Annotated in this window: 20 protein-coding genes and 2 tRNA genes; 4 read left to right on the top strand and 18 right to left on the bottom strand. The window is 57.4% G+C overall.

All coding sequences use genetic code 11. From position 1 onward, the window contains the following. Positions 1-249: 249 nt before the first annotated feature. The 8 genes from H6A20_RS02595 to H6A20_RS02560 all read right to left on the bottom strand — a co-directional run bounded on the left by H6A20_RS02595 (position 250) and on the right by H6A20_RS02560 (position 8,853). Entirely contained in the window at positions 250-1,245 is a 996-nt protein-coding gene (locus H6A20_RS02595; RefSeq protein WP_204905608.1) for a GNAT family N-acetyltransferase, read from the bottom strand. Between the two features lie 22 nt (positions 1,246-1,267). Continuing rightward, complete coding sequence (ispF, locus tag H6A20_RS02590) at positions 1,268-1,810, bottom strand: 2-C-methyl-D-erythritol 2,4-cyclodiphosphate synthase (RefSeq protein ID WP_204905607.1); 543 nt, start codon at positions 1,808-1,810, stop codon at positions 1,268-1,270. Next, on the bottom strand, positions 1,788-2,126 hold the full coding sequence (locus H6A20_RS02585; RefSeq protein ID WP_204905606.1) for a hypothetical protein: 339 nt from the start codon (positions 2,124-2,126) through the stop codon (positions 1,788-1,790). The genes ispF and H6A20_RS02585 overlap by 23 nt, the downstream gene beginning before the upstream one ends. A gap of 119 nt (positions 2,127-2,245) precedes the next feature. After that, positions 2,246-2,319, bottom strand: a tRNA-Met gene (locus H6A20_RS02580). Positions 2,320-2,335: 16 nt separating this feature from the next. Further along, positions 2,336-2,408, bottom strand: a tRNA-Val gene (locus tag H6A20_RS02575). 214 nt (positions 2,409-2,622) lie between these two features. Beyond that, positions 2,623-3,957, bottom strand: a complete 1,335-nt coding sequence (gene gdhA, locus H6A20_RS02570) for an NADP-specific glutamate dehydrogenase (RefSeq protein ID WP_204905605.1) — start codon at positions 3,955-3,957, stop codon at positions 2,623-2,625. 265 nt (positions 3,958-4,222) lie between these two features. Beyond that, entirely contained in the window at positions 4,223-8,023 is a 3,801-nt protein-coding gene (locus H6A20_RS02565; RefSeq protein WP_204905604.1) for a phosphoribosylformylglycinamidine synthase, read from the bottom strand. A gap of 107 nt (positions 8,024-8,130) precedes the next feature. Continuing rightward, positions 8,131-8,853 carry a TIGR01906 family membrane protein gene (locus H6A20_RS02560; protein WP_204905603.1) on the bottom strand — a complete coding sequence of 241 codons (723 nt, stop codon included), beginning with the start codon at positions 8,851-8,853 and terminating at the stop codon, positions 8,131-8,133. A 94-nt stretch (positions 8,854-8,947) separates the two neighbouring features. Between H6A20_RS02560 and H6A20_RS02555 the strand changes: the two genes are divergently transcribed. Next, positions 8,948-9,829: a LysR family transcriptional regulator gene (locus H6A20_RS02555; RefSeq protein ID WP_204905602.1), complete on the top strand. Its 882-nt coding sequence runs from the start codon at positions 8,948-8,950 to the stop codon at positions 9,827-9,829. Here H6A20_RS02555 and H6A20_RS02550 read toward each other — a convergent pair. The 10 genes from H6A20_RS02550 to H6A20_RS02505 form a co-directional block, all read right to left on the bottom strand. Continuing rightward, positions 9,811-12,228 (bottom strand): ATP-dependent DNA helicase, encoded by a 2,418-nt coding sequence (locus H6A20_RS02550; protein WP_204905601.1) that lies wholly within the window; start codon positions 12,226-12,228, stop codon positions 9,811-9,813. The genes H6A20_RS02555 and H6A20_RS02550 overlap by 19 nt on opposite strands. A 127-nt stretch (positions 12,229-12,355) precedes the next feature. After that, the gene (locus tag H6A20_RS02545) at positions 12,356-13,132 is read right to left on the bottom strand and encodes a TIGR03915 family putative DNA repair protein (protein WP_204905600.1); all 777 of its coding nucleotides are present in this window, start codon (positions 13,130-13,132) and stop codon (positions 12,356-12,358) included. Then, on the bottom strand, positions 13,129-14,454 hold the full coding sequence (locus tag H6A20_RS02540; protein ID WP_338106558.1) for a putative DNA modification/repair radical SAM protein: 1,326 nt from the start codon (positions 14,452-14,454) through the stop codon (positions 13,129-13,131). The genes H6A20_RS02545 and H6A20_RS02540 overlap by 4 nt, the downstream gene beginning before the upstream one ends. Positions 14,455-14,718: 264 nt before the next feature. Then, a complete protein-coding gene (locus H6A20_RS02535) occupies positions 14,719-15,549 on the bottom strand; it encodes an Mrp/NBP35 family ATP-binding protein (RefSeq protein ID WP_076777177.1) in 831 nt (276 codons plus the stop codon). A 50-nt stretch (positions 15,550-15,599) separates the two neighbouring features. Next, the gene (locus H6A20_RS02530) at positions 15,600-15,977 is read right to left on the bottom strand and encodes a Rid family detoxifying hydrolase (protein WP_204905598.1); all 378 of its coding nucleotides are present in this window, start codon (positions 15,975-15,977) and stop codon (positions 15,600-15,602) included. A gap of 3 nt (positions 15,978-15,980) precedes the next feature. Beyond that, the gene (locus tag H6A20_RS02525) at positions 15,981-16,931 is read right to left on the bottom strand and encodes an ornithine cyclodeaminase family protein (protein WP_204905597.1); all 951 of its coding nucleotides are present in this window, start codon (positions 16,929-16,931) and stop codon (positions 15,981-15,983) included. A 24-nt stretch (positions 16,932-16,955) separates the two neighbouring features. Further along, positions 16,956-18,140: an iron-containing alcohol dehydrogenase gene (locus H6A20_RS02520; RefSeq protein ID WP_204905596.1), complete on the bottom strand. Its 1,185-nt coding sequence runs from the start codon at positions 18,138-18,140 to the stop codon at positions 16,956-16,958. A gap of 62 nt (positions 18,141-18,202) precedes the next feature. Next, positions 18,203-19,357: an ABC transporter permease gene (locus H6A20_RS02515; protein ID WP_204905595.1), complete on the bottom strand. Its 1,155-nt coding sequence runs from the start codon at positions 19,355-19,357 to the stop codon at positions 18,203-18,205. Continuing rightward, positions 19,344-20,477: an ABC transporter permease gene (locus H6A20_RS02510; RefSeq protein ID WP_204905594.1), complete on the bottom strand. Its 1,134-nt coding sequence runs from the start codon at positions 20,475-20,477 to the stop codon at positions 19,344-19,346. The genes H6A20_RS02515 and H6A20_RS02510 overlap by 14 nt, the downstream gene beginning before the upstream one ends. 1 nt (position 20,478) lies before the next feature. Then, positions 20,479-21,444 carry an ABC transporter ATP-binding protein gene (locus H6A20_RS02505; protein ID WP_207750357.1) on the bottom strand — a complete coding sequence of 322 codons (966 nt, stop codon included), beginning with the start codon at positions 21,442-21,444 and terminating at the stop codon, positions 20,479-20,481. A gap of 132 nt (positions 21,445-21,576) precedes the next feature. On the opposite strand from H6A20_RS02505, the gene H6A20_RS02500 reads away from it, so the two are divergent. Genes H6A20_RS02500 through H6A20_RS02490 form a run of 3 tightly spaced genes read left to right on the top strand, consistent with a single transcriptional unit; the run spans position 21,577 to position 25,409 of the window. Next, positions 21,577-22,671 (top strand): sensor histidine kinase, encoded by a 1,095-nt coding sequence (locus H6A20_RS02500; RefSeq protein WP_204905593.1) that lies wholly within the window; start codon positions 21,577-21,579, stop codon positions 22,669-22,671. Next, positions 22,668-23,291, top strand: a complete 624-nt coding sequence (locus tag H6A20_RS02495; RefSeq protein WP_204905592.1) for a response regulator — start codon at positions 22,668-22,670, stop codon at positions 23,289-23,291. Before H6A20_RS02500 ends, H6A20_RS02495 begins: the two co-directional genes overlap by 4 nt. A gap of 36 nt (positions 23,292-23,327) precedes the next feature. Then, the gene (locus tag H6A20_RS02490; protein WP_204905591.1) at positions 23,328-25,409 is read left to right on the top strand and encodes a glycogen debranching protein; all 2,082 of its coding nucleotides are present in this window, start codon (positions 23,328-23,330) and stop codon (positions 25,407-25,409) included. Positions 25,410-25,532 lie beyond the last annotated feature (123 nt).

Here is a 25,532-nt window from a genome sequence, read left to right as displayed (position 1 = left end):
CGCGCGGCAGCTTCCCGCTTTCCGGCATATAACGCCTGCCGATCCGCGTACCCGGCTACCTGGGAAGACGCGCCGCCCTCCTTTCGCCGGATCAACTCCCGGATGCACTTCGCACGGGTTTCGCCCGGGACCGCTTGCAGCCGGTGACGGTCCCTCTCTGGTGGCTCCTTCCTGTGTTACTCTCTCCGTTCACTGTCTTTGACTATAGACTATATACTATGTGAAAAAGAAAGATTTGTCAACCTTCATTTACACGATCTCATTGAGACAGACGGGCGACAGGGGCACGATCTTCTTCAGCTCCCCCATCATCCTCTCCGTCATGGAGACGCCCTCCTCGCCGGCGATCTCCTCCGGGGATGCCGCACCGAACACAAGCCTTGCAAGAGCCTGCACGGTCAGCGTGCCCTCGCTGTTCTCCGGGCGCCCCTCCATGAGCATGACGCCGGAGTACTCGGTCCCTGTCAGCAGGAACACCTGGTTGTTCTCCGGGATCAGGGGGTCTGTCACCCGGAAGCAGACCGCCGTGAGATAACTGAGCTTCAGGAGCAAAAGGAGGTGTTTTACATCCACCGGGCGGACCATGATCTTCGGTCTCTCCTTCGGGATCTCGTCCACGGCAGGCAGGCAGTCCGCGATCCGTCCGCCGTCCCGGCAGACCATGAGGCAGCCCCCGTCGCTTTCATACTCCTTTATCAGGCGCTCATAGTAGGCCTGATCCCGCCTGGCAAACACGCAGAACCGCGCCCTGAGCGCCTCCTGCGCGGCGCCGGCAATGGCCGCCGCATCCTCCGGCAAAGCCCTGCGCGCGCTCCACCCTTCCGGGAGGGCTGCTCCGTCGTAAAACCGCTGCTCCTGCTCGTACACCGTGGCGAAACCGTGGGGCAGGTAAATGGCCTCTGCAGCCGGCATCAGGAAAGTGAAGGGCTCACCTGCCCGGTGCATATCCGCGAGAGCCCGCTTAAGAAGCGCGGCCATATACCCCCGCTTCCGGTACGCCTCCCGGGTGGCCACGGCCACGATGTAGTGGGCCGGCTCCTCCTTCCCGTTCACAAGCAGCGTGTAGGGATTGAGGTGGAGCATGGCCTGGATGGCGCCGTCCTCCTCTGCCGCATAGATGGTGTTGTCCTTTGTCTTCTCTGTATAGTAGTAGTCCACGAAAGAGGCGCTGTCCTCCGGGAAGACCTCCTCGTACAGCTGCCTTGTCTCCTTCTTTTCCCCGTCTTCCAGTTTCCTGATCTGCATAGCTCTCCTTCTTCCCGCGCCCTTATCTGTCTCCGCCGCAGCCGGCGCATCCGCCGCAGCCGCCCCCTGCCATCGGGTCGTAGCTTACGTTGGCGATGGTCTCCAGGCAGGCGGCCGCCTGGGCTGCAATGCCCTCGCCGCTTCCGGTGAAGCCAAGCCCCTCCTCCGTAGTCGCCTTGATGTTGACCTGGTTCCTCTCAAGATGGAGGGTGTCCGCCACATGGTCCCGCATGGCGTCGATGTAGGGCGCCAGCTTCGGGCGCTGGGCGATGATGGTGGCGTCGATGTTGCTGATCACATACAGTTCCTTCTCGATCAGCTCCCCGACCTTCTCAAGGAGCTTTAAGCTGGACGCGCCCCGGTACGCCTCGTCCGTATCCGGAAAATGCCGGCCGATGTCCCCCAGGGCCGCGGCTCCCAGAAGGGCGTCCATGATGGCGTGGAGCAGCACGTCCGCGTCCGAATGGCCAAGGAGCCCCTTCTCATAGGGGATCTCCACGCCGCCCAGTATCAGCTTCCTCCCCTCTGTCAGTCTGTGTACGTCATACCCTGTCCCGATCCGCATCGCCTTCTCCTTTCTCCTCCTGGCCTTCTCTGTCTTCCGCAGCAGGGCTGTCCTGCTCCTTCGCCCCTTCCTCTGCGTCAGCTTCCTCCTCATCTTCCTCCTGATCTGCCTCCGTCTCTTCCACCGGCTTTGTCAGGTCCCGGATGGCATAGATGACAAGGCCGATGCCAAAGGCCACAAAGAGAACGCCTGCCACGACAAATCCGATATAGCCCTCCGGCTTCTCTCTCAGGACGTCCATGATGAGCTGTCCCCCCGTGTAAGCCAGGTATGCGCCCACAACGATCCAGAGCCCGTCTCTTGTCTTTCCGTTCATATCGTATCTCCTCCGTCTTTCCATATGTAAAATCTATGTACCAGTATATAATTTCCGCCCGTCTGTTGTCAACGGAATGAAAAGCGGCACCGGAAAATCCGATGCCGTGTGCTTTCAAGTAGCGGGAACTGGATTCGAACCAGCGACACTACGGGTATGAACCGTATGCTCTAGCCAACTGAGCTATCCCGCCATATGGTTATTTTGTATGGGGCCTATAGGGCTCGAACCTATGACCCTCTGCTTGTAAGGCAGATGCTCTCCCAGCTGAGCTAAGACCCCATATCTTGTGTGTTGCAGGCTGCTTTTTTGCAACCCGCTTTGCTATTATACAATTGTGGGAGAACAAATGTCAACACTTTTTTTACATTTTTTTCAGAGCCTTTTTTCAGAGAAGCTCCGGGCTGCTCCTGCGGTCCCGCCCTCGTGCCGCTTCCATTATAACAGAAAAACGGCGCAGCCGCGCCGTTTTTTACTGTTTCTATCTCGCATCTTCCTAGACGATGCCCTGCGCCTCCATGGCGTTCACAACCTTCTCAAAGCCTGCGATGTTGGCTCCGATCACGTAGTTGCCCTCGTGTCCGTATCTCTTTGCCGCGTCAGCCATGTTGTGGCAGATGTTGACCATGATGCCCTTCAGCTTGCTGTCCACTTCCTCGAACGTCCAGCTCAGGCGCTCGCTGTTCTGGGACATCTCAAGGGCGGATGTGGCTACGCCGCCTGCGTTGGCCGCCTTGCCGGGTGCGAAGAGGACGCCGTTCTCCTGCAGGTACTCTGTCGCCTCCAGTGTTGTGGGCATGTTAGCTCCCTCTGCTACTGCGAAGCATCCGTTTGCCACGAGCGCCTTCGCATCCTCCAGATGCAGCTCGTTCTGTGTCGCGCAGGGAAGGGCGATATCCACCTTCACGCTCCACACGCCTCTGCCCTCATGGTACTCGGCGTTCGGGCGGTACTTCTTATACTCGGAGAGTCTTCCCCTGTTGACTTCCTTGATCTCTTTTACAGCCGCCAGGTCAATGCCCTCCGCATCGTATACCCAGCCTGTGGAGTCGCTCATGGTCACGACCTTCGCGCCCATCTGCTGCGCCTTCTGGGTCGCGTAGATGGCCACATTGCCGGAGCCGGATACAGCGATCGTCTTGCCCTCGATATCCTTGCCGTTCATCTTCAGCATCTCCTCTGTCAGGTACAGAAGGCCGTATCCTGTCGCCTCTGTCCTGGCAAGAGATCCGCCGTAGGAGAGTCCCTTTCCTGTGAGGACGCCCTCGTACAGGCCGCGGATCCTCTTGTACTGGCCGAACATGTAGCCGATCTCTCTTGCGCCTGTTCCGATGTCGCCGGCCGGAACGTCTGTGTCGGCGCCGATATATTTGCAAAGCTCTGTCATGAAGCTCTGGCAGAATGCCATCACTTCCCTGTCTGACTTGCCCTTGGGATCAAAATCAGAACCGCCCTTGCCGCCGCCGATCGGCAGGCCTGTCAGGGAGTTCTTGAAGATCTGCTCAAATCCGAGGAATTTGATGATACCAAGGTTTACAGACGGATGAAGACGAAGTCCGCCCTTGTAGGGTCCGATCGCGCTGTTGAACTGCACGCGGTATCCTGTGTTGACCTGTACCTGTCCCTTGTCGTCCACCCACGGAACACGGAACTTGAACTGTCTCTCAGGCTCTACAAGTCTCTCGAGAAGCGCTTCTTTTCTGTACTTCTCCTCATTTGCCTCGATCACGGGGCGGAGGGACTCGAGCACTTCCTTCACAGCCTGGTGAAACTCCGGCTCGGCCGGGTTCTTCGCAACAACTTTTTCAATCACTTCATCAACATATGACATCCTTTTCTTCCTCCTTGCTTCGTTCTGTCTGAGTCCGGCGGATGCGTAACAAGAAGAGGGGCAGGCAAAACACCTGTCCCTCTGACCGCTTTGCCTCTTTAACAGAATAAAATATCCCGGGGCAAAACACAAGTATTTTTTTTGTATTTTTGCATTTTTTTGCAACTTTACACTTTCATTCCTGCATTTTATACAGTTTTTAGTAGTTTTTTACATACAGTCTGCAACATCTGTCCGGCAGGAATGCATTTTCACGACGTCCGGCCTACCTAAAGTACGCCACGCCGGACTCGAAGATCTTCAGATCCTGCTCCCCGTAGATGTTGACTGCCACGCTGCGGCCGCGGCGCTCCACGTGAGCCATCTTTCCGAGCACCCTGCCGTCCGGGCTTGTGATGCCCTCGACGGCAAAGTAGGAACCGTTCACATTCCACTCCTCGTCATTCGTGATGTTTCCTTCCGGATCGCAGTATCTCGTGGCCACCTGCCCGTTGGCAAAAAGCTGCGCGATCGTCTCCGCGGGAGCGACGAACCGTCCCTCGCCGTGGGAGGCGGGCGTCACATACACGCCGCCAAGCTGCGCCTTGGCAAGCCAGGGCGACTTGTCAGTCACAACCTTTGTGTAGACCATCTTGGAAATATGCCGGCCGATGGTGTTGTATGTCAGCGTCGGCGAATCCTCCGTCTGTCCCGTGATCCTGCCGCTTGGCACAAGCCCCAGCTTGATGAGGGCCTGGAAGCCGTTGCAGATGCCCAGGGCCAGGCCGTCCCGCTCCTGCAAAAGCTTCTCCACCGCCTCTTTCAGCTTGGCGTTCTGGAAGGCCGTGGCAAAGAACTTGGCGGAGCCGTCCGGCTCGTCGCCCGCGCTGAATCCGCCCGGGAACATGATGATCTGAGCCTGGCTGATGGCCTTCTCAAAGGCGTCCACCGAGTCAACGATATCCGCTGCGTCCAGATTCCGGAACACCTTGGTGATCACCTTCGCGCCGGCTCTCTCAAAGGCTTTCGCGCTGTCGTACTCGCAGTTGGTGCCGGGGAAGACCGGGATGAACACGGTGGGCTGGGCGATCTTATGGCTGCAGATGTGCACGCCGGATGCGTGGAAGCAGCCGTCTTCCTTAAGCTCTCCGCCCTCTTTCTTCTCAGGCCGGATGAACCAGCTTGCAGGGCCGTCCTGGGCGCCGGAGCGGGTGGCGAACACTTTCTCCAGCGTGCCCGTCCACGCCTTTGCAGCCTCGTCAAGGCCGATCCGGGTATCGCCGTAGGAGAAGGCGTGGTCATCCGTCACTTCGCCGATCACCGTGTAGCTGATCTGCAGCTCGCCCACTTTGCCGTCCGGCACTTCCGCCACGAGGTCGCCGAAGGCGGGGGCAAAGAGCTCCCGCGGATCCATGCTGTGCTCGATCTTCACGCCCATGCCGTTTCCGAATGCCATCCTGCTGACCGCGGCGATGACGCCGTGGCGGTCCGGCACATAGGCGGAGAGGATCCGGCCGGCTTTGATGTCCTCCGCAAATTTTCCGTACTGCTCCATCACTTTTTCATAGACCGGCAGATCGTAGGCATCTTTCGGGATGCGCAGCCATACAAGCCTGCTGCCCGCCTTTTTCAGCTCCGGCGTGATGATGTCCTTCTCCTTTGCCACGTCCACCGCGAAGGAGACGAGGGTGGGCGGCACGTCGATGTCCTCAAAGGTGCCGGACATGCTGTCCTTTCCGCCGATGGAGGGAAGGCCGAAGCCGAGCTGGGCCGCGTAGGCGCCCAGAAGCGCCGCGAAGGGCTGGCTCCAGCGGTGCGGATCCTCCGTCATGCGGCGGAAGTACTCCTGGAAGGTGAAGCGGATCTTCCGGTAGTCGCCGCCCGCAGCCACGATCTTGGCGACGGACTCTGTCACAGCGTAGACCGCGCCGTGGTAGGGGCTCCAGCTTGACAGATAGGGATCAAACCCGTAGCTCATCATGGTCACGGTGTCGCAGTCCCCTGTGAGGACAGGCAGCTTGGCTACCATGGCCTGGGTCTCTGTCATCTGGTATTTGCCGCCGTGGGGCATGAACACGGAGCCGGCACCGATGGACCCGTCGAACATCTCCACCAGGCCCTTCTGGGAGCAGACATTGAGGTCCGCCAGCGTCTCCAGCCATTTTGCTTTCACATCCGTCACTTCCACTTTATCCGTCAGCACCTTGCCTGCGCGGTCCGGGATGTCCACGGCCACGCTTGTCTCCTGGTGGGCGCCGTTTGTGTCAAGGAAGGCTCTGGAGATGTTCACGATCTCCTTACCTCTCCACACAAGGACAAGCCTCGGCTCCTCTGTCACCACAGCCACCTGCACGGCCTCCAGGTTCTCCTCTTTGGCGTAGCCCATAAAGGTCTCCACATCGGCCGGGTCAAGGACCACAGCCATGCGCTCCTGGGACTCGGAGATGGCGATCTCTGTCCCGTCCAGTCCCGCGTATTTCTTGGGCACCTTGTCAAGGTCCACCCTGAGTCCGTCTGCCAGCTCTCCGATGGCCACGGACACGCCGCCTGCGCCAAAGTCGTTGCACTTCTTGATGAGACGGCTCACCTCCTCCCTGCGGAAGAGGCGCTGGATCTTCCTCTCTGTGGGGGGATTTCCCTTCTGCACCTCCGCGCCGCAGGTCTCGATGGACTCCTCTGTGTGCACCTTGGAGGAGCCTGTGGCGCCGCCGCAGCCGTCACGGCCGGTGCGCCCGCCAAGGAGGATGATGATGTCTCCCGGGTCGGAGGTCTCACGGATCACCGCACGTCTGGGAGCCGCTCCCATGACAGCCCCGATCTCCATTCGCTTGGCCACGTAGCCGGGGTGGTAGATTTCCTTTACCGCACCGGTGGCAAGGCCGATCTGGTTGCCGTAGGAGCTGTAGCCGTGGGCCGCCTCACGGACAAGCTTCTTCTGGGGAAGCTTTCCTTTCATGGTGTCCTTCACGGAGACAGTGGGGTCCGCCGCTCCCGTGACGCGCATAGCCTGGTACACGTAGGTACGGCCTGAGAGGGGATCTCTGATAGCGCCGCCAAGACAGGTGGCAGCTCCTCCGAAGGGCTCGATCTCTGTAGGGTGGTTGTGAGTCTCATTCTTGAAGTTCACGAGCCACTCCTCCTCCACGCCATCCACGGTCACCGGCACGACGATGCTGCAGGCGTTGATCTCGTCGGACTCCTCCTGGTCCGCAAGCTTCCCTTCCTTCTTCAGCTTGCGCATGGCCATGAGAGCCAGGTCCATCAGACAGATGAACTTGTCGTCCCTGCCCTTGAATATCTCCCTGTGGTCCGCCGCATACTGGCAGTAGGTGTCCTCGATGGGCTTTCTGTAATCTCCCTCTCCAAAGGTAATGTCTTTCAGCTCTGTGGAGAAGGTGGTGTGGCGGCAGTGGTCGGACCAGTAGGTGTCCAGCACCCGGATCTCCGTCATGGACGGGTCCCTGTCCTCCTCTCCCCTGAAATAGTTCTGGATATGCTGGAAATCCTTGAAGGTCATGGCAAGCCCGAGAGAGTCGTAGAGCTCCCGCAGCTTCTCCTCCTCCAGGTCCTTAAAGCCGTCGAAGATGACGATGTTGGCCGGCTCGTCAAACTTTGTCACCAGCGTCTCCGGCTTCTCCATGCCTGTCTCCCTTGAGTCCACAGGGTTGATGCAGTGGTGCTTCACAGCCTCAAACTGCTCGTCCGTCAGCTCTCCCTCTATCACATAGGTGGTGGCGGTGCGGATGACCGGCTTCTCGTCCTCCTTTATAAACTGCACGCACTGCACGGCAGAGTCCGCCCTCTGGTCAAACTGACCGGGAAGGAACTCCACGGAGAAGACCCTGGCCCCCTCCGCCGCCGGAAATGCCTCTTTATACAAAACATCAACCGGAGGCTCCGCGAAGACGCCCCTGCAGGCCTTCTCAAAGGTCTCCTCCGAGATGTTCTCCACGTCGTAGCGGATGAGCACCCGCACACCGGTGAGGGCGCTTATGCCCAGATAGCTCCTGATCTCGTGGAAGAGGTCCTTTGCCTGGACCGCATACTCCGGTTTTTTCTCCACATACACTCGTTTTACATTGCCCATAAAATTTCCTCCATTTTATATGTGATTTTATGATACGCTGGTTTTATCATAACATGGGGTTTCTTATTAGTAAAGTTAATAAAATTAAATATTTTTATAAGTATTTCTTATTTGTATTTTTCATTTTTTGTCTGCCTGCGTCCTTTGCCGAGAAAATGGCGCCACACAAAGAAGATGACCAGAAGGACCGCAAGGGAGCCGAGGAAACATCCTCCGATGCGCATCACCATGTCGTAGAAAAATCCCTCCGGCAGCATCCGGATCATATAGTCTGTAGCCGGGTCAAAGAGCCACAGGTCGTTGGTGAAAAAGATTTCGTGAAAGATGGTAAAATATTTTGTAAAATCCGAGGCAAAGAGAGCTCCAAGCAGGACCGTCACCGCCAGGAAGATGCCAAGGGCGATAAAGTAGGCCCTGGGGATGATGCGCCTCCAGTCCCCCTTCAGGAGTACGAGCAGGGCGATGAGCACAGCCGCGGCGGCAAGGAGTACCCAGCGCAGAGTCAGCCCGCCCAGGAACAGGTTCTTTACGTCCGCCATGTGGAGGCGGTCCTGCTCGTTAAAGAAATCCTGGGTCTGTCCGTCCACATCCGTGATGACAGAGAGCTCCGGCCTCCTCCCGATGAGGTAATCCATCATTTTCTCCGTCACATCCATGACGTCCTCCATCTCCATATCGAGACTTTCCGTGACATTGTACTTCGCATATTCCCTCTCGTAAAACCTGTAGTCCGGGTCACCGTATATGGCCAGCTGGAAGCTGGTGAGCAGAAGAGCCAGGACAAGCAGGAGCATAGCTGCCACGGCCAGTACATGATGCAGTTTTTTCATAAAGCAATCCTTCTTTCTGTTGTCTCATTTTTGTGATTGTAATTTCCCTGATCTTCCCTTATAATACAAATGATTTTTATTAGGAGGACTTATCATGGATATTAACTATGAATTATATAAGGTGTTTTACTATGTGGCCTCGACCCTGAGCTTTTCCGAGGCCTCCAAGCAGCTCTTCATCTCCCAGTCAGCGGTGAGCCAGTCCATCAAGACGCTGGAGAGAAAGCTGGACCAGGTTCTCTTCATCCGGAGCACAAAGAGGGTCCAGCTGACGCCGGAGGGAGAGATCCTGCTGCGCCACGTGGAGCCGGCCATGAACCTGATACAGCGGGGGGAGGCCCAGCTCATGGAGTCCGCCTCCACCGGGGGACAGATACGCATCGGCGCCAGCGACACCATCTGCCGGTATTTTCTCGTGCCCTACATCAAGCGGTTCCACGAGGCATTTCCCGGGGCCCACATCAAGGTGACCAACGCCACCTCCATCCAGAGCGTGGAGCTCCTGAAATCAGGGCAGGTGGACTTTATCGTGGTCAACTCCCCCAACGCCTACCTGGGGAGCGCCGCCACTGTAAAGCGGATCAAGCTGTTCCAGGACGTCTTTCTGGCCAACCGGGATTTCGCTGACCTGAAGGGGCGCCGGCTCTCCTTTGCGGAGCTTTTGGAGTACCCCATCCTGATGCTGGACAAGAAGAGCACCACAAGCGAGTTTCTCCACAGCCAGTTCCAGCAGCACCACCTGGACCTGGTGCCGGAGGTGGAGCTTAGCAGCAACGACCTGCTCATCGACCTGGCCAGGATCGGCCTTGGCATCGCCTTTCTTCCGGACTACTGCATTCCCCGGGAGGACGACAATCTCTTCATCGTACAGACAGAGGAAGAGCTGCCTCCGAGGGAGCTGCTGGCTGTCCGGAGCACCCGCATCCCCCTCTCCAGGGCTGCGGCCGCCTTCCTCGACTACTTCGAGGAGGTCTGATCCCAGAAAGCCCGCATCTTTTCGCCGGCGTTTTTCACATTGCAGATTTCCAGACCTTCCCACTCCCGCGGGAAGGTCTCTTTGTATCTGCCCTCCCGGAAGCGGTCGTCCAGAAGGAGGATCACGCCTCTGTCCTCCTCCGTGCGGATGACCCGGCCCGCGGACTGGAGGACCTTGTTCATGCCCGGGTAGACGTAGGCGTAGTCAAAGCCCCGGAGTCCCTTTTTGTCAAAGTACTCCCTAAGGAGCTCTCTCTCCCGGCACACCTGGGGCAGGCCGGTGCCCACCACGGCGGCGCCGATGAGACGGTCTCTGGACAGGTCGATGCCCTCGGAGAAGATGCCCCCCATGACGCAGAAGCCAAGGAGGCTCTCCTCCCTCTCCTCCTCGAATTCCTCCAGAAAGATCTCTCTTGCCTCCTCCGACATGTAGGGGGCCTGGATCACGCACCGGGCGCTGCTCCCCTCCTTTTCGGCCAGGAGGAGGAACTGGTCGTAGACCTCCTCCATGAACTTGTAGGAGGGAAAAAAGGCCATGTAGTTTCCTTTTTTCCCCTGCACCATCTCCAGCAGATAGGAGGCGTATTTCCGGTAGGTGGCCTCCCCTCTCGCGGTGTACCGGGTGCTCACGTCATTTCCAAGGAGAAGGAGCCGGTTCTCCCTGGCAAAGGTGGACTGGGCGTAGACCGCGTAGTCGTCCGTCTTTGTGCTGAGGAGCTGTCTGTAATAGCGGATGGGAAGGAGGGTGGCGGAGAAAAAGATGGTGCTCACCCCTTTTTCCAGAGCTTCGTTCAGATTGACCGCCGGGTTGACACAGAACAGGCGGACAAAGAATTTTCCCTCCCCGTCAATTTCGGAATAGATCATGTAGTTCTCGTCCAGCTTTTCATAGATGGTCTCAAACATCCGCACTTCAAAGTAGAGGCTCAACACCTCCTCCCGGACGTCCTCCTCCTTGCACTCCTCCAGATACCGCTCCATCTCAGCCATGACAGACAGAAGCTTCAGGTAGATGCCCCCGGCGCTCTCCAGCACCTGGCAGCCGTCGCACTCCCGCTTCAGGGCCAGCATCTGGCGGTTGCACTCCTCCAGCTGCCGGGCAAGCCGGACGTCCCTCGTCTTCACAAGGCGGCGGACCTTCATCACGTCCTCCTTGCAGAGTCTGGCGCTGAACATCTCCCGCCCCCGCTCCACCAGGTTGTGGGCCTCGTCAATGAGGAAGATGTAGTCCCCCTTCACCCCCTCGCCGAAAAACCGCTTCAGCTTCGCGTTGGGGTCAAAGACATAGTTGTAGTCGCAGATGACTGCGTCCGCCCACAGGGACAGGTCCAGACCCAGCTCGAAGGGGCACACCTGCCATTTCTTCGCCTGCTCCTCCACCGCCTGACGGCTCATGTCGTCAGAGGTGGTGATCATGTCATAGACCGCATCGTTGATACGGTCAAAATGTCCCTTGGCGTAAGGACAGTAGTCCGGATTGCACTCCGGCTTCTCGCAGAAGCATATCTTCTCCTTTGCCGTCAGGGTGATGACCTTGTACTGGAGAGCCGTATCCCCCTCCTCCACTGCAGCGGGCCCCACTGCGGCGGGCCCATCCGGGCCGGGCTGCTTCAGTATGTCAAAGGCCTGCTGGGCCACAGTCCTGGTGATGGTCTTGGCGGTCAGGTAGAAGAGCTTGTCCACCAGTCCCTCCCCCACTGCCTTCACAGCCGGAAAGACAGTGGCCATAGTTTTTCCCACCCCTGTGGGAGCCTGGATGAACAGCTTTTTCTGTCTCTCAATGGTCCTGTAGACAGCGGCCGCCAGCTTCTTCTGCCCGTCCCGGTACTGGTAGGGAAACTCCACCTTTTTTATGGAAGCGTTCCGCTTCTCCTTCCACTCCACCTGGAAGAGAGCCCACTTTTCGTAGGCGTCCGTGATGCCGTAAAACCACTCTCTCAGCTCCTCTGTGGTGTACTCCTGCCGGAACCGGCGTATCTCCTCTGTCTCCAGATGACAGTAGGTCATCTGCACGCCCATCTTCTCCTGCTCATGCTGGTCCCCGTAGATAAAGGCGTAGCATTTGGCCTGGGCCAGGTGCACCGGCACAGGCTCCTCCAAGGCGTTCACATCCCGGAATATCCCCTTGATCTCGTCGATGACCAGCCCCTCCTCCGTGTCCATGACGCCGTCCGCCCGCCCCTCCACCTGGAGGATGAACTTCTCGTAGGGCACCTGGCATTTCATGGACACCTCCGGCGTGTACATGCTCCCCATCTGCCGCTGGATCTTCCGGTGGAGCCGGGCCCCCATCTGCATGGCCTCCTTGTCCGCCGAGGCAGTTCGATTGTCAAGATCCCCGCTCTGGAGGATGAACTCCACCAGGGCCCGGACCGAAATTTTGATCAGTTGCTTTTCCATAGGTCTATTATAAGTGGGGACGTAATACTTTTCAATAATGTTACGTCCGAAATAAAACCAACTGGCGGGGTATTGTGTATGGCGCGGAAATATTATCTGACTATTTTGCAAAATTGTCTGCCTCACACTATCCTGCAAATTCTGTCATATCAGGCCGGTAACGGAGCGGAAGGTGAGTCCTCTGGCACTTGGGATTTAACCTCTCCTTGATGGCAATAGTGTCACAGAACTCCCTCCACAGCGCCTGCATTTTCTCCTCCTGGCCGGAGAGATGCAGCAGCTGCTCGTCCATCCTCCCCTCCGGGTCCTCCTCCTGTACAAGGACCCACCGTTTTCCTGCCTCATGGACCACAAACATACTGCGGTTTTTGTCCCGGATCATCCAGTTCTCCAGAGGAAAACGCTCCTGAAAATGAGCCCCCAGACAGGGAAGCACCTGGTTTTTCGGTGTGATGTCCGCAAAGAGTATCCCATTCTCCAGCTCCCGGAAGCGCACAAAGCCTGTCAGAAGATGGGCCTCATTTCCCACGCTGCGGCTCAGCTCAAACACCTTTTCCACGGCAGGGTTCCCCAGATGCTCCATAATATTCCGGGGCTGCCCAAGCTTGCGGGCCGCCAGCAGTGTCCCAAGGATTGCCTCCCCTTTTTCATCATCCCGGGAGAGGGCCGCATAGTAAATATGATGGTAGACGTCCCTCCCCAGGTTGGTGAGGATCATCCTCACCACTGCCTCCGCCCTGCTCTCATTTTCCGGTATCTCCCTGTACTCACAGAACAGCTGCGGCTCCACACTGCCCCGGATGGCGATCCCACTGGCACCCTCCCGGCGGCGCTCCTTCCACGCCTCGTACACGGCAGAAAAAATCCCTGTGACGCTGTCTGTACAGATGTAAATGGTTTTCATATGGTGCCTCCTTTTTCCGACATGCTGCCAAATCTCGCATCGTCAAAAAGAGAGAGTTGTCTGTAGGTCATGCCATCCGCCCCCTCGGGCAGTCTCTCCTTTACGTTCAGAAGGTTGCGCGCAATATAATCCTCCTCGAGCTTTACCGGATACATCATCTTCCCGCCGCAGGTCAGGAAGTACAGCGCCCGCTTGAGGACCACACCCATTTTCTTCAGGTCCCCAAAGTCCAGCTTCCCGTAACGCCTGGCCTTCACGATCCTGGCAGCCGACCTGTATCCGATGCCCGGCACCCGGAGAAGGAGCTCATATCCCGCAGTGTTTACCTCCACTGGAAAAACCTCCAGATGACGCAGGGCCCAGTTACATTTCGGGTCCAGGAACACACTAAAATTGGGGTCTTTCTCCGTCAGGAGCTCCCCAGCCTGAAACTGGTAGTACCGGAGCAGGAAATCCGCCTGGTACAGCCGGTGTTCCCGAAGGAGGGGCGGCCCCTCCCCTGTTCTGGCCGGCAGGGAGGTGTCCTCATTTACGGGTACAAAAGCAGAATAGAACACCCGCTTTAACCCGAACTTCTTATAGAGAGCCTCTGCCACATGGATGATCTGAAAATCCGTCTCCGGCGTGGCGCCTATGATCATCTGGGTGCTCTGCCCGGCGGGCACAAATCTCTGGGCATTCCGGTACAGCTGGATCTCCTGCCTGTTTTCCTCCATTCTGTTCTGCACAAGCCGCATGGGCGCAAGGATCCTCTCTCTTGTCTTGTGGGGCGCAAGGAGACGCAGTCCCTCTGCTGTAGGCAGTTCCAGATTGACGCTCATCCTGTCCGCCAGAAATCCCAGCCTCTCCAGCAGCTCCTGACTGGTGCCGGGAATAGCCTTCACATGGATGTAGCCCTGAAAGCGGTACGTTGTCCGCAGCTTATAGAGTGCCGCGTAGATAAGCTCCATTGTATGATCCGGACTTTTCAGCACACCAGAGCTCAGAAACAGGCCTTCTATGTAATTGCGCCGGTAAAACTCCATCGTCAGCGTACAGATCTCATCCGGGGTAAAGGAGGCCCTGGGCACATCGTTGCTCCTTCGGTTAATGCAGTATTTGCAGTCATAGATGCACTCATTTGTAAACAGGATCTTCAGCAGGGAGATACATCTCCCGTCCGCGGAGAAGCTGTGGCATATCCCCGCCTGGGCGCAGCTCCCTATGCCAGTGCCGTCATTGGTGCGCTGGGTCCCGCTGGACGTGCAGGCCACGTCATATTTGGCCGCGTCAGTCAGTATTTTCAGTTTATCAGCTATGGACATAGACTGCTGGAGTTCCATGATCATACATCTCCTCTTAATAACGTAGAACATATGTTCTTATTTCAGTATACAAACATATGTTCTATATGTCAAGAGGCGATAAATATGACTGTCCTTTTCTTTCGGTCCTCTCTTACTGCCATTATTTATTTTATGTGATACACAATTTCACACCAGTTTGTTCATTTTTCCGCAGGGGATGATACAAAATTACACACCAACAAACGTAAATGGGGACGTAACCCTTTTAAAAAGGGTTACGTCCCCATTTACACATTTATGCTATAACTTATTCACCACGTCCGCCAGGTACTGGTTGTCCGCCTCGTAGAACCGTTCTTCTTCCACGGACTCCGCCAGCTTCGGATCAATAGGCATTTTCCCGAGGACCGGCACGCCCAGCTCCCGGGCTGTCTCCTCGATGTGGCTCTCGCCGAACACGGAGATCTTCTTCCCGCAGTCCGGGCATACGAGATAACTGTAATTTTCCACAATGCCCAGCACCGGGATGTTCATCTGCCTGGCCATGTTGCAGGCCTTGTCCACGATCATCTGTACCAGATCCTGGGGAGATGTGACAATGACGATACCGTCCACCGGCAGGGACTGGAACACCGTGAGAGGCACGTCCCCGGTTCCGGGGGGCATGTCCACGAAAAGGTAATCCAGCTCCCCCCACATAACATCGGTCCAGAACTGCTTCACCACTCCCGCGATGATGGGACCTCTCCAGATCACCGGGTCAGACTCATGCTCCAGGAGCAGGTTGACGGACATGACCTTCGTGCCGTCCTTTGCCACGCTGGGGAAGATTCCCTCGTCGCTCCCCTTTGCCGTCTCGTGTATACCATACATCTTCGGGATGGACGGCCCTGTAATATCCGCATCCAGGATCCCCACAGAAAATCCCTGCTCCCGCATGATCCTTGCCAGGGAGGCCGTCACCATGGACTTGCCCACGCCGCCTTTTCCGCTGACCACGGCGATCACTTTATTCACATGAGAAAACGGGTTCGCCGGTTCCCTCATATCCTGGGGCTTGCTGCCGCAGGAGTCTGCATGGGCGCACCCCGCACAGTCGGAGGGGGAGCACCCGTTTTGCTGCTCTGCCATTTTTCACTCTACCTCTTTTCTTACTCTTCTGCCTTCCAGGGCTTTTGTTCTTACTCTTCCACTGCCGCGATGACTTCGATCTCACACAGCACATTCTTTGGAAGTGTCTTTACAGCCACACAGCTTCTGGCTGGTTTGGATGTGAAATATTTTGCATACACCTCGTTAAACGCACCAAAGTCTCCCATGTCTGCCAGGAAGCAGGTTGTCTTGATGACTTTGTCGTAGGTTGTGCCTGCTGCCGCCAGGAGCTCGCCGATGTTCTTGCACACCTGCTCTGTCTGTCCCTCGATGGTATCTGCCTCAACTGCGTCTGTTTCCGGGTTGATGGCGATCTGTCCTGCCGCGTAGAACACGCCGTTGTAAATGTATCCCTGTGAATACGGTCCAAGTGCTTTTGGTGCTTTCTCTGTCGCTACTAATTTCATTTCTTATCTCTCCTTTGCTTTCTCCAGTAATTTCTGTGCCACACACACGTCAAAAAGACCCATGCCCACAGATTTAAAATATGTGGTTTTCTTTGCGATCTCATCTTCGTCAGCCCCGGATGCCAGGAACTTATCCATAAGAACCACTCTGTCCATGGTGAGTCTTCCCTCGGCAAGCGGCTGGCTCAGATCGCCGCTCTCCTCACAGGCATAGGGAAGCTCGATGTACACGTTGTCCACCAGATCCCAGATCACATCCGGTATCTCCCGCATCTGCGGAGTATAGGACCCAATGGCGATGATGCATTTTCCTTCCAGCAGCTCCCTGTCATTGGGAAGTACCGGCTCCTCCGACGGGGTGGCGGTGCAGATGATATCGCTGGCCTTCACCAGTTCTTCCACTGTCTTACATTGTACTACTTCCACCGCCGGATCCGCAATAGTCTTCTTCAGTCTTGCCATGAAATCCGTCAGATCACGGTTGCTGTGGTTCCAGATGTAGACGGTCTCAATGTTCCTGGCCGCGCAGGCGTACACAGCCTGGTGGAAGCCCTGTGCTCCAGCGCCTACAATACCTACTGTGCGGGCATCCTTTCTGGACAGATGGCGGATCCCCACGCCGCCTACAGCCCCTGTCCTCCATGCCGTCACAGCCTGGCCATCCATGATGGCCAACGGCGCGCCTGTTGTCCTGTCGTTCAGGATCACAAGCCCGTCCAGGGAGGGAAGCCCCAGCTTTGCGTTCTCCGGGAAGATGGTCAGCATCTTGGTGCCGATGATGTCTTCCGTGAAGCATGGCATGTAGATGAGCGTCTTGTTCTCGTGCTCGATCACCGGGCGGGGCGGCATATAGTAGGCATCCGCCCCGAAGATCCGGTAAGCCTCCTCAATCTGGTCCATGATCTCATTTGGGTCCACCAGCTTCTCAACTTCTTCTTTTCCTAAAAAAATCATACCGTTTCACCTCTCGTATCTTTCTCAGTCATGGTTTGCCGCCCTGTAAATCTGGTAGGCGTCCTCCGCATTTATCTTCTTGAATGAGCCCAGCAGGATGGTATCCCCATTTGTGGCGCTGTCCGCCAGCTTCCGCAGCACCTCGTCCGACTGCACGCCTATCTCCAGCTCCCCGATGCAGACGGGCATATGGAGAGACCGAAAGAAATCTTCTGTCGCCTCAATAGCCGCCAGGGCCGCCTTCTCCTCATCATCCTCAACAATGCCCCATACTTTCTCTCCATACCGGGCAAATCTGGCCGGATCGATCCTGTACACATACCTGGCCCAGCTTCCCCAGATAGCGGACAGGGTAGCCCCGTGAGCCACATCGAACATGCCCCCTATCTCATGTCCCAGCTTGTGGCAGAGGAAATCCTTGGGACGCCCAAGTCCGGTCAGATTGTTGTGGGAAATGCTGCCGCACCACATGATCTCGCTCATGGCATCGTAGTCTGTCTGGTCTTCATATGCCTTTTTCCCACAGGTGATCATGGTCCTTAAGAGTCCCTCTGCGATCTCATCGGTGAGCATATTGCCGTTCACAGGCGTGAAATACCGCTCCAGCGTGTGCATCATGATATCCACGATACCGCAGGTGAGCTGGTATTTCGGCAGGGTGTATGTAAGCTCCGGGTTCATGATGGCAAACTTCGGTCTGTTAAAATCCGTGTTGACTCCCGCCTTCTTGCCGGTCTCCTCGTTGGTGATGACAGCGGAGTCACTTGTCTCGCTGCCTGCCGCCGAGATGGTGAGGACTGCTCCCACCGGCAGGGCCGCCTGCACCTGTCTCTCCCCAGCCCAGTAACTCCACACGTCCACAGAAGGATCCGCGGCACCGATGGCCACAGCCTTGGCTGTGTCGATGACGCTTCCGCCTCCCAGAGCCAGGATCAGGTCCGCGCCAAAGTCCGCCGCCTTCTTCACGCCCTCTCTCACCAGACCGAGGCGGGGATTGGGCCTGACGCCGCCCAGCTCCTCATAGGCCACGCCCTCGGCTGTCAGCTCCTCCTTCACCTTGTCCAGAAGGCCGCTCCTTACCACGCTTCCGCCGCCGTAGACGATGAGGACCTTATCCCCGCCCCACTTCCTGGCAAGCCGCCCGGCTTCCTTCTCCGCATCCTTTCCAAATACGATCTCCGTGGGTGCGTACTGCACAAAATTTTTCATAAAAAAGACCTCCTTACGCTGCAATCGTACTCTAAAGATTGTAACATAAGGAGGTCTCAAATTCAATCGGTCTCCCGGTATCTGCTCACTGCCATCCCCACGCCGAAGATGGCCGCCGCAAAGAGAAGCTGGAGCCCCAGTCCCTGCAGCACCTCCGCCCTCTGGCCGGCCGTGAGGGAGGCGTGGTCCGACAGGATCCCGTTCACAGTCTCGTACCAGTACACAGGCAGGAACGCTGCCGCCCGCCTCACCCCCTCGGCCAGGACATCCATAGACACGAAGACACCGCAGAGGAAGCACATGCCCAGGGTCACCACATTGACCACACCGTTCACTATGTCCGCGTTTTTCACCAGCATGCCGATCACATAGGCGATGGAGAGGCTGACCAGGACCAGGGCGGTCACATTTGCCATATAATAGGGAAGATTTCCGTCTGACAGGAAGTCACCTCTGTAGAGGGTGACCGGCAGGATCAGGGAGATCACCCACACAGCCTCCCCCAGGACCAGATATCCGGCCATCAGCCCCAGGTTCTGACGCAGCCTGGGCACAGGGGATACAAGGAGCCTTCGCCTCACCTCCTCCTTCCTGAAGGCGATCATGATAAAGGCCGCCCCGTAGCACAGGATAGAGAGGACCATGTAGGGCAGATACTGAAAGAGAAAGGCGTGGGGCGCCGGCTCTCCCCCGTACCCGCTCTCGTCCAGCATCCGGACAGAGCCGGCCCCGCTCTGGGCCTGCAGCACAAGGGCGCAGGCCTCCTGGGTCCCGTATCCCGCTGCCAGCATGGCCTTCATCTCCCGAAGCCAGGCGCTGATCTGGCTGTCCACATAGTAAGCGCTGGTCGTCCCCGGGATTTTGGTCACCTCCAGCTTCTCCTGCCCCGCAAGGCAGGCAGCCTCAAAGTTCTCCGGTATCCTCACCAAATAGTAGATGTCCCTGTAAAACATTTTTTCCTGCAGACCCGTCAGGTCCCCCTCCCACTCCGTCACACGGTGGATCTGTCCCAGGTATTCCTTCAGCCCCTCTGCCGCCGCTCCCCCGTCCCGGTCCTCCACGGCCACAGGCAGAGAGGTCATCTCAAAGGTATCCGTTCCCTCCTCTCTCAGGGAGAGCTGGACAATAACAGCTATAGTCACAAAGACAGCCACATACAGGAGCAGCATGTGGAGCTGACGGAGCGCCAGCTTGATAAATCCTCTAAATACTGTCATACTGTTCCCTCCTCACTGCGGCGAAGGCCAGGAGGATGCAGAGGATGCTCATGCCTCCCAGGATCGCCATATCCTCCAGCAGTCTGTCATAGTCCTCGTACACCGCCAGGCAGTAGAAGGCGTCGCTCAGCACTGCCGCAGGGTTGATCCGGTCAAGGACCGGGCAGCGGGTCTCTATGACATATTTCATGTTCCCGAACATAAGCCCTGCCAGGAAGGAGGGAAACAGGGTCGCACAGACACAAAGCCCCATCTTGATGGAGAAGGAAAAACGGCTGATGCTCCCTGTCAGGATGCCAATGCCCACCCCGATCAGGGTCCCCGCAAGGTCCACAAGAAGGACCCATCCCGGGCTGCTGCCAAGGTCCACTCCCAGCACAAGCCATATAAATCCGGTCAGCACCAGCACATTTGCATAGTGGAGAAGGATCAGCACGGCAAAATCCGCCAGGATCCCCTTCAGCTTGTGCATGGGAGAGACGCTCCGGCGGGCTCCCAGGGCAGACAGGTTGGCCTGCCCGTCGCAGCACGTCTTGATGCCAAGATAGGCGCCGGACAGGCAGGAGAAGGCGATGAGGGCAAAGAAATACTGCACCCCTGTATTGGTGGTCCTTCCTCCAAGGCTCACCTCCCGCACCCCGCTCTCCTCGGACGCTTCCAGTGCGGCCGCAGCGGCTCGTTCCACTCCCTCCGGGTGGTCTTTGGCTGCCCGGGCAAGGAGATACGCCTGCTGCTCGTACCCCTCCATGAGTTCCCCAAGGATGCTCTGTGCAAGCCCGGAGCCGTCCACTGTCAGCTCCGGCTCTTCCTTTACGGTGAAGACGCCTGTCACATCTCCTTCCCGCAGCGCAGCGAAAGCCTCCTGGCTGTCTTCATACTCTTTTATTTCTATCACGTCCCCGTCCAGGGCTTCAAGGAAGGCAGAGAAAGGAGGGTTTTCCTCCGTGACCACCACGCCGGCCGGCACGGACTGCATCTTCTCTCCCATGCCATCCCCTGCCGGGTTGCCGAAGGACACGTAGAAGAGGACTGCCAGGATCAGCGGAAAGGCAAGGGCCCAGAACATAAAGGACTTCTCCCGCACAAGGGTGAGAAATCTGTATTTCAGATAGGTTCCCATTTTATCCCTCCTCCTCTTCCTTTCTGTCCCTGAGCCTCTTTCCCGTGATCTCCAGGAACACATCGTTCAGCGTGGGTGGCTGGGACCAGACCCTTCCGAAGGGAATGTCCGCCTCCTCCAGCCTGTGCAGAAGCCCTGTCAGGTTGCCCGCCCCCTGGGTGCACTGCACCCGCAGGACTCCCTCCTGGCAGTCTGCCGACACCACGCCCGGGAGCAGCCTGACCTCCTCCACCTGCTCCCCTGTCATTCCGCCTGTCTCCACCGTGATGGTCTCCCCGGTGCCGATCATGGCCTTCAGCTCCTCCTTTGTGCCTGTGGCCAGAATGCGGCCCCGGTCCATGATGGATATCCTGGTGCAGATCTTCTCCACCTCCTCCATGTAATGGGAGGTGTAGATGATGGTGGAGCCCTGCTCATTGAGCTTTCTTATCCCCTCCAGGATGTGATTGCGGCTCTGGGGGTCTACCGCCACCGTGGGCTCATCCATGAGGATCAGCTCCGGCCGGTGCGCGATGCCGCAGGCGATGTTCAGCCTGCGCAGAAGTCCCCCGGAGAGCTTTTTGGGATATTTTTTCAGATGGTCCTCCAGCCCGGTAAAGCGGACCGCCTCCTCCACAAGCTGCCTGCGCCGCTTTTTGTCCTTCACATACAGGCTGCAGAAATAGTCGATGTTCTCCCGCACGGTCAGCTCCTCGAAGACGGCCACATTCTGCATGACCACGCCGATCCTCCTCTTGCTCTCATAGCTGTCCGGCTCCATCTTTTCTCCGAAGACCCGGATGCTCCCCTTGTCATATCCAAGGAGAGCCAGCAGGCAGTTGATGGCCGTGGTCTTCCCCGACCCGTTTGGCCCCAAAAGGCCGTATATCTCCCCTCTCTTTATTTCCAGATCCAGATGGTCAAGAGCCAGCACATCCCCGTATCTCTTCACCAGATTGTGTATACTGACAATGGTTTTCTCCTCCATACTGACCTCCCTCTCTCATTTTTGATTTCACTTGTAGTATAAAAGTTTCCGTCCTATAATGATAGTGTCACCTGTCAGCAGACCGAATGACAATTGTCATTTTTTATCCATCAAAAAGAAAGGAGGCCTCTGATGAAACGACTGAGCGACTGCCTTCTCCTGTTTGTCTGTTCCCTGTCCCTGACCCTCTTCTGTCAGGACCTGCCCCAGGCCGTCACCGGCTTCCTGGTAACCCTGATCTGCCTTTCCGCCGTCCTCCTCTTTCCGCGGAAATCCGTATATATCCCCGCCTTTCTCTGCTGGACTATTTCCGCTCTCCTTACGCCCTGGCAGCTTATCTTCCTGCCCCCTGTGCTGTACACCGTCTGCACCTGCAAAAGCCCCCTTCTCTTTGCCCTGTGCCTCCTGCCCGCAGCCTTCCACGTCCCCGCTGCCAGCCCCAGGCCCGCCGCTTTTCTTTTGTGCTTCTGCCTGGCCGCCCTGCTCCTTGCCAGGCGGACGCAGGAGGGGCTGCGCCTGGAAAAAGAGGTCCATGCGGCCAGAGACACAGGCATGGAGAGAAATCTTCTCCTGGAAGAAAAAAACAGAGCCCTGTTGGAAAACCAGGACTACCAGATGTTCACCGCGACACTGAAAGAGCGGAACCGGATCTCCAGGGAAATCCACGACAATGTGGGACATATGCTCTCCCGCTCCATCCTCATGACAGGGGCTATCCGCACGGTAAGCCAGGACAGGGCTCTGGACAGACCGCTGGAGGAGCTGGAGGACACCCTCCACACCGCCATGACAAGCATCCGGCGCAGCGTCCACGACCTGCGGGATGACTCTGTCAGCCTGAAGGAGGCGATGGAGGACCTGATCCGGGATTTTCAGTTCTGCAGCGCCTCCCTCTCCTACGAGGCAGGGCTGCCCATCCCGAGGGAGGTGAAGTACAGCGTGATCATGATCTGCAAGGAGGCCCTGAGCAATGTGATACGTCACAGCGACGCCTCCAGGGTCACCGTCTCCTTCCGGGAGCACCCCGGCTTCTACCGACTGTGCATCCAGGACAACGGCACCTCCGCCCCTCTGTCTCTCACGGACGGCATGGGGCTCTCAAATATGAAGGAGCGGATCCGCTGCCTGGGCGGCGTCATCCAGTTTAACACAGAGCAGGGATTTTCCATCCACGCCTCTGTCCCAAAGGCAACGGCAAAAGACATAACAGAAAGGAAATCTATATGAATATAGTGATCATCGACGACGATGCGCTCGTGACAACAGCGCTGAAGACCATACTGGAGGCAGACCCGCATGTCACGGTCACAGGGACAGGGAGCGACGGCCGGGAGGCCCTTCCCCTCTACAGGTCCCTGCGGCCGGACGTGCTCCTCATGGATATCCGAATGGAGGGAATGAGCGGCCTGGAGGCCTCAAAGGCTGTCCTCGCGGAGGATCCGGGAGCCCGCATCCTCCTTCTCACCACATTTTCAGACGACGAGTACATCATCCAGGCCCTCCGCTGCGGGGTCAAAGGATATCTCCTGAAAGCCGACTACAGCAGTATCCTGCCCGCCCTGCGGGCCGTGCAGACAGGCCAGACCGTGTTCGGCACGGAGATCATGTCCCGCATCCCGGGGCTTCTCCAGAAAGAGAAAGCTTTTCCGCGTGAGGAGTACGGTCTCACAGACAGGGAGTATCAGCTCATCAGTCTGGTGGCGGAAGGGCTCAGCAACCGTGAGATTGCCTCCCGCATGTTCCTGGGGGAGGGGACCGTGCGCAATTACCTGAGTGTTCTGCTGGAAAAGCTCTCTCTCAGAGACCGAACGCAGCTGGCCGTCTTTTTTTACCAGCATCTGCAGTAACCCGTCTATTCTCCCCATCAGACAAAGGAGGCAGCTATGATCCAAGAAACATTGCCATCTCACATGAAACCTCTTGCCACTATCAACGGCTTTCCCGTCCGTCCCGGCCTTTACGAGTATTTTGGCGCCTGGGCCATCCCAGGAGGAGTCAGCTTTACTGTCCATTCCCAGAATGCCACGTCCTGTGAGATCCTTCTCTATCACCGGGAGTCGGAGGAGCCCTATGCGGTCCTCCCCATTCCCGACAGCTATAAGATAGGAAACGTTTTCTCTATGATCGTGTTTGGCCTGGATGTGGAAGAATTCGAGTACGCTTTCCGCCTGGACGGCCCCTGGGACCCGGAGAAAGGCCTTCTCTTCAGCAAAAAGAACATTCTCATTGATCCTTACGCCAAAGCCATCACCGGGCAGAGCACCTGGGGCAAAAAGGTCCTGGAAAAGGGGTACCGCGCAAGGGTCGTCAAAAATAATTTCTACTGGGGCGTGGCTCCCCAGCTCTGTACTCCCATCGAGGACCTGGTCATCTATGAGCTCCATGTCAGAGGCTTCACCAAGATGGCAAAGGATGTGTCCGCCCCCGGCACCTTCCTGGGCCTAAAAGAAAAGATCCCCTATCTGAAGGCCCTGGGCGTCAATGCGGTGGAGCTGATGCCTGTCTTTGAGTTCGACGAGCTCATGGACAAGCGCACTCACAACGGGAGGGAGCTCCTCAACTACTGGGGCTACAGTACGGTCAGCTTTTTTGCCCCCAACACCAGCTACGCCGCTGACGTGGAGTACAACCGGGAGGGGCTGGAGCTGAAAGAGCTGGTAAAGGAGCTCCACGACAACGGCATTGAGATCATCCTGGACGTGGTCTTCAACCATACGGCGGAGGGCAACGAAAACGGACCCATTTTCTCATTCAAGGGCTTTGACAACAATGTGTACTATCTGCTCACTCCGGAAGGCTGCTACTACAACTTCAGCGGCTGCGGCAATACGATGAACTGCAACCACCCGGTTGTACAGCAGATGATACTCACCTGTCTGCGCTACTGGGTGACCTCCTACCGCATCGATGGCTTCCGCTTCGACCTGGCCTCCATCCTGGGGCGCAACGAGGACGGCTCCCCCATGGAGCATCCGCCCCTGCTCAAAAGCCTGGCATTCGATCCCCTCCTCGGGAACACAAAGCTGATCGCTGAGGCCTGGGACGCCGGAGGACTCTACCAGGTGGGAAACTTTCCGTCCTTCAGCCGCTGGAGCGAGTGGAACGGGCGTTACCGGGACGACATGCGGGATTTCCTGAAGGGCGGCATCTCCCACACCAGCGCCGCCCTGCAGCGGATCAGCGGCTCACCGGACATCTACGACCCGAAGATCCGGGGCACCCACGCCTCCGTCAATTTCCTCACCTGTCATGACGGCTTCACCCTCTATGACCTGTACTCCTACAACGAGAAGCACAACGAGGCCAACGGCTGGGAAAATACAGACGGGGCATGTGACAACCGCAGCTGGAACTGCGGTGTGGAGGGCGAGACCGATGACCCGGATGTCCTCTCCCTTCGCATGAGGATGATACGCAACGCCTGCGCCGTCCTCCTGTGCAGCCGGGGTACTCCCATGTTCTTTGCAGGAGACGAGTTCTGCAACACCCAGTTCGGGAACAACAACCCCTACTGCCAGGACAACGAGATCTCCTGGCTGGACTGGACCCTTCTGGAAGAGCATCAGGACATCTTCCGGTTCTTCCAGTACATGATCCACTTCCGCAGGGAACACCCTGTCCTGCGGGGCTCTTCCCAGAGCTGCCGGTACTCGCTTCCGGACATCAGCTTTCACTCCGGCGAGCCCTGGCAGGCGCCGCGGGACGATGGGGAGGGTGTGGCAGGCATCCTCTTCGCCGGTTACGATGCAGTACAGGCCCGGGACGATATCATCTACCTGGGCATCAACGTACACTGGGAGGCCCACAGCCTGACCCTGCCCCACCTCCCCGGCGGCCTCCACTGGCACATCGCGGTCAACACCGGAGACGAGGAGCATATCCTCTTTGAGGCTCCCCTCCCCATGCTGGCAGAGGACAGTTTGCTCATCGGAGCGCGGTCTGTCATTGTCCTTGTTGGCCGATGATCACACAGGAAAAGGAGGGTGTCGCAAAATCATCAAGTTAGATGATTGAGCGGCGCCCTCGCTCCGTTTATGGAAAAATCAGGAGAAAATCCTTTTGTTTGTGGACATTCTCCTGATTTTTAG

It is taken from the genome of Mordavella massiliensis (assembly GCF_016901695.1).
GTDB classification, from domain to species: domain Bacteria; phylum Bacillota; class Clostridia; order Lachnospirales; family Lachnospiraceae; genus Claveliimonas; species Claveliimonas massiliensis_A.
The sequence above is the reverse complement of the archived record's forward strand: the minus strand, read 5'-3'. Positions and strand labels throughout refer to the sequence as shown.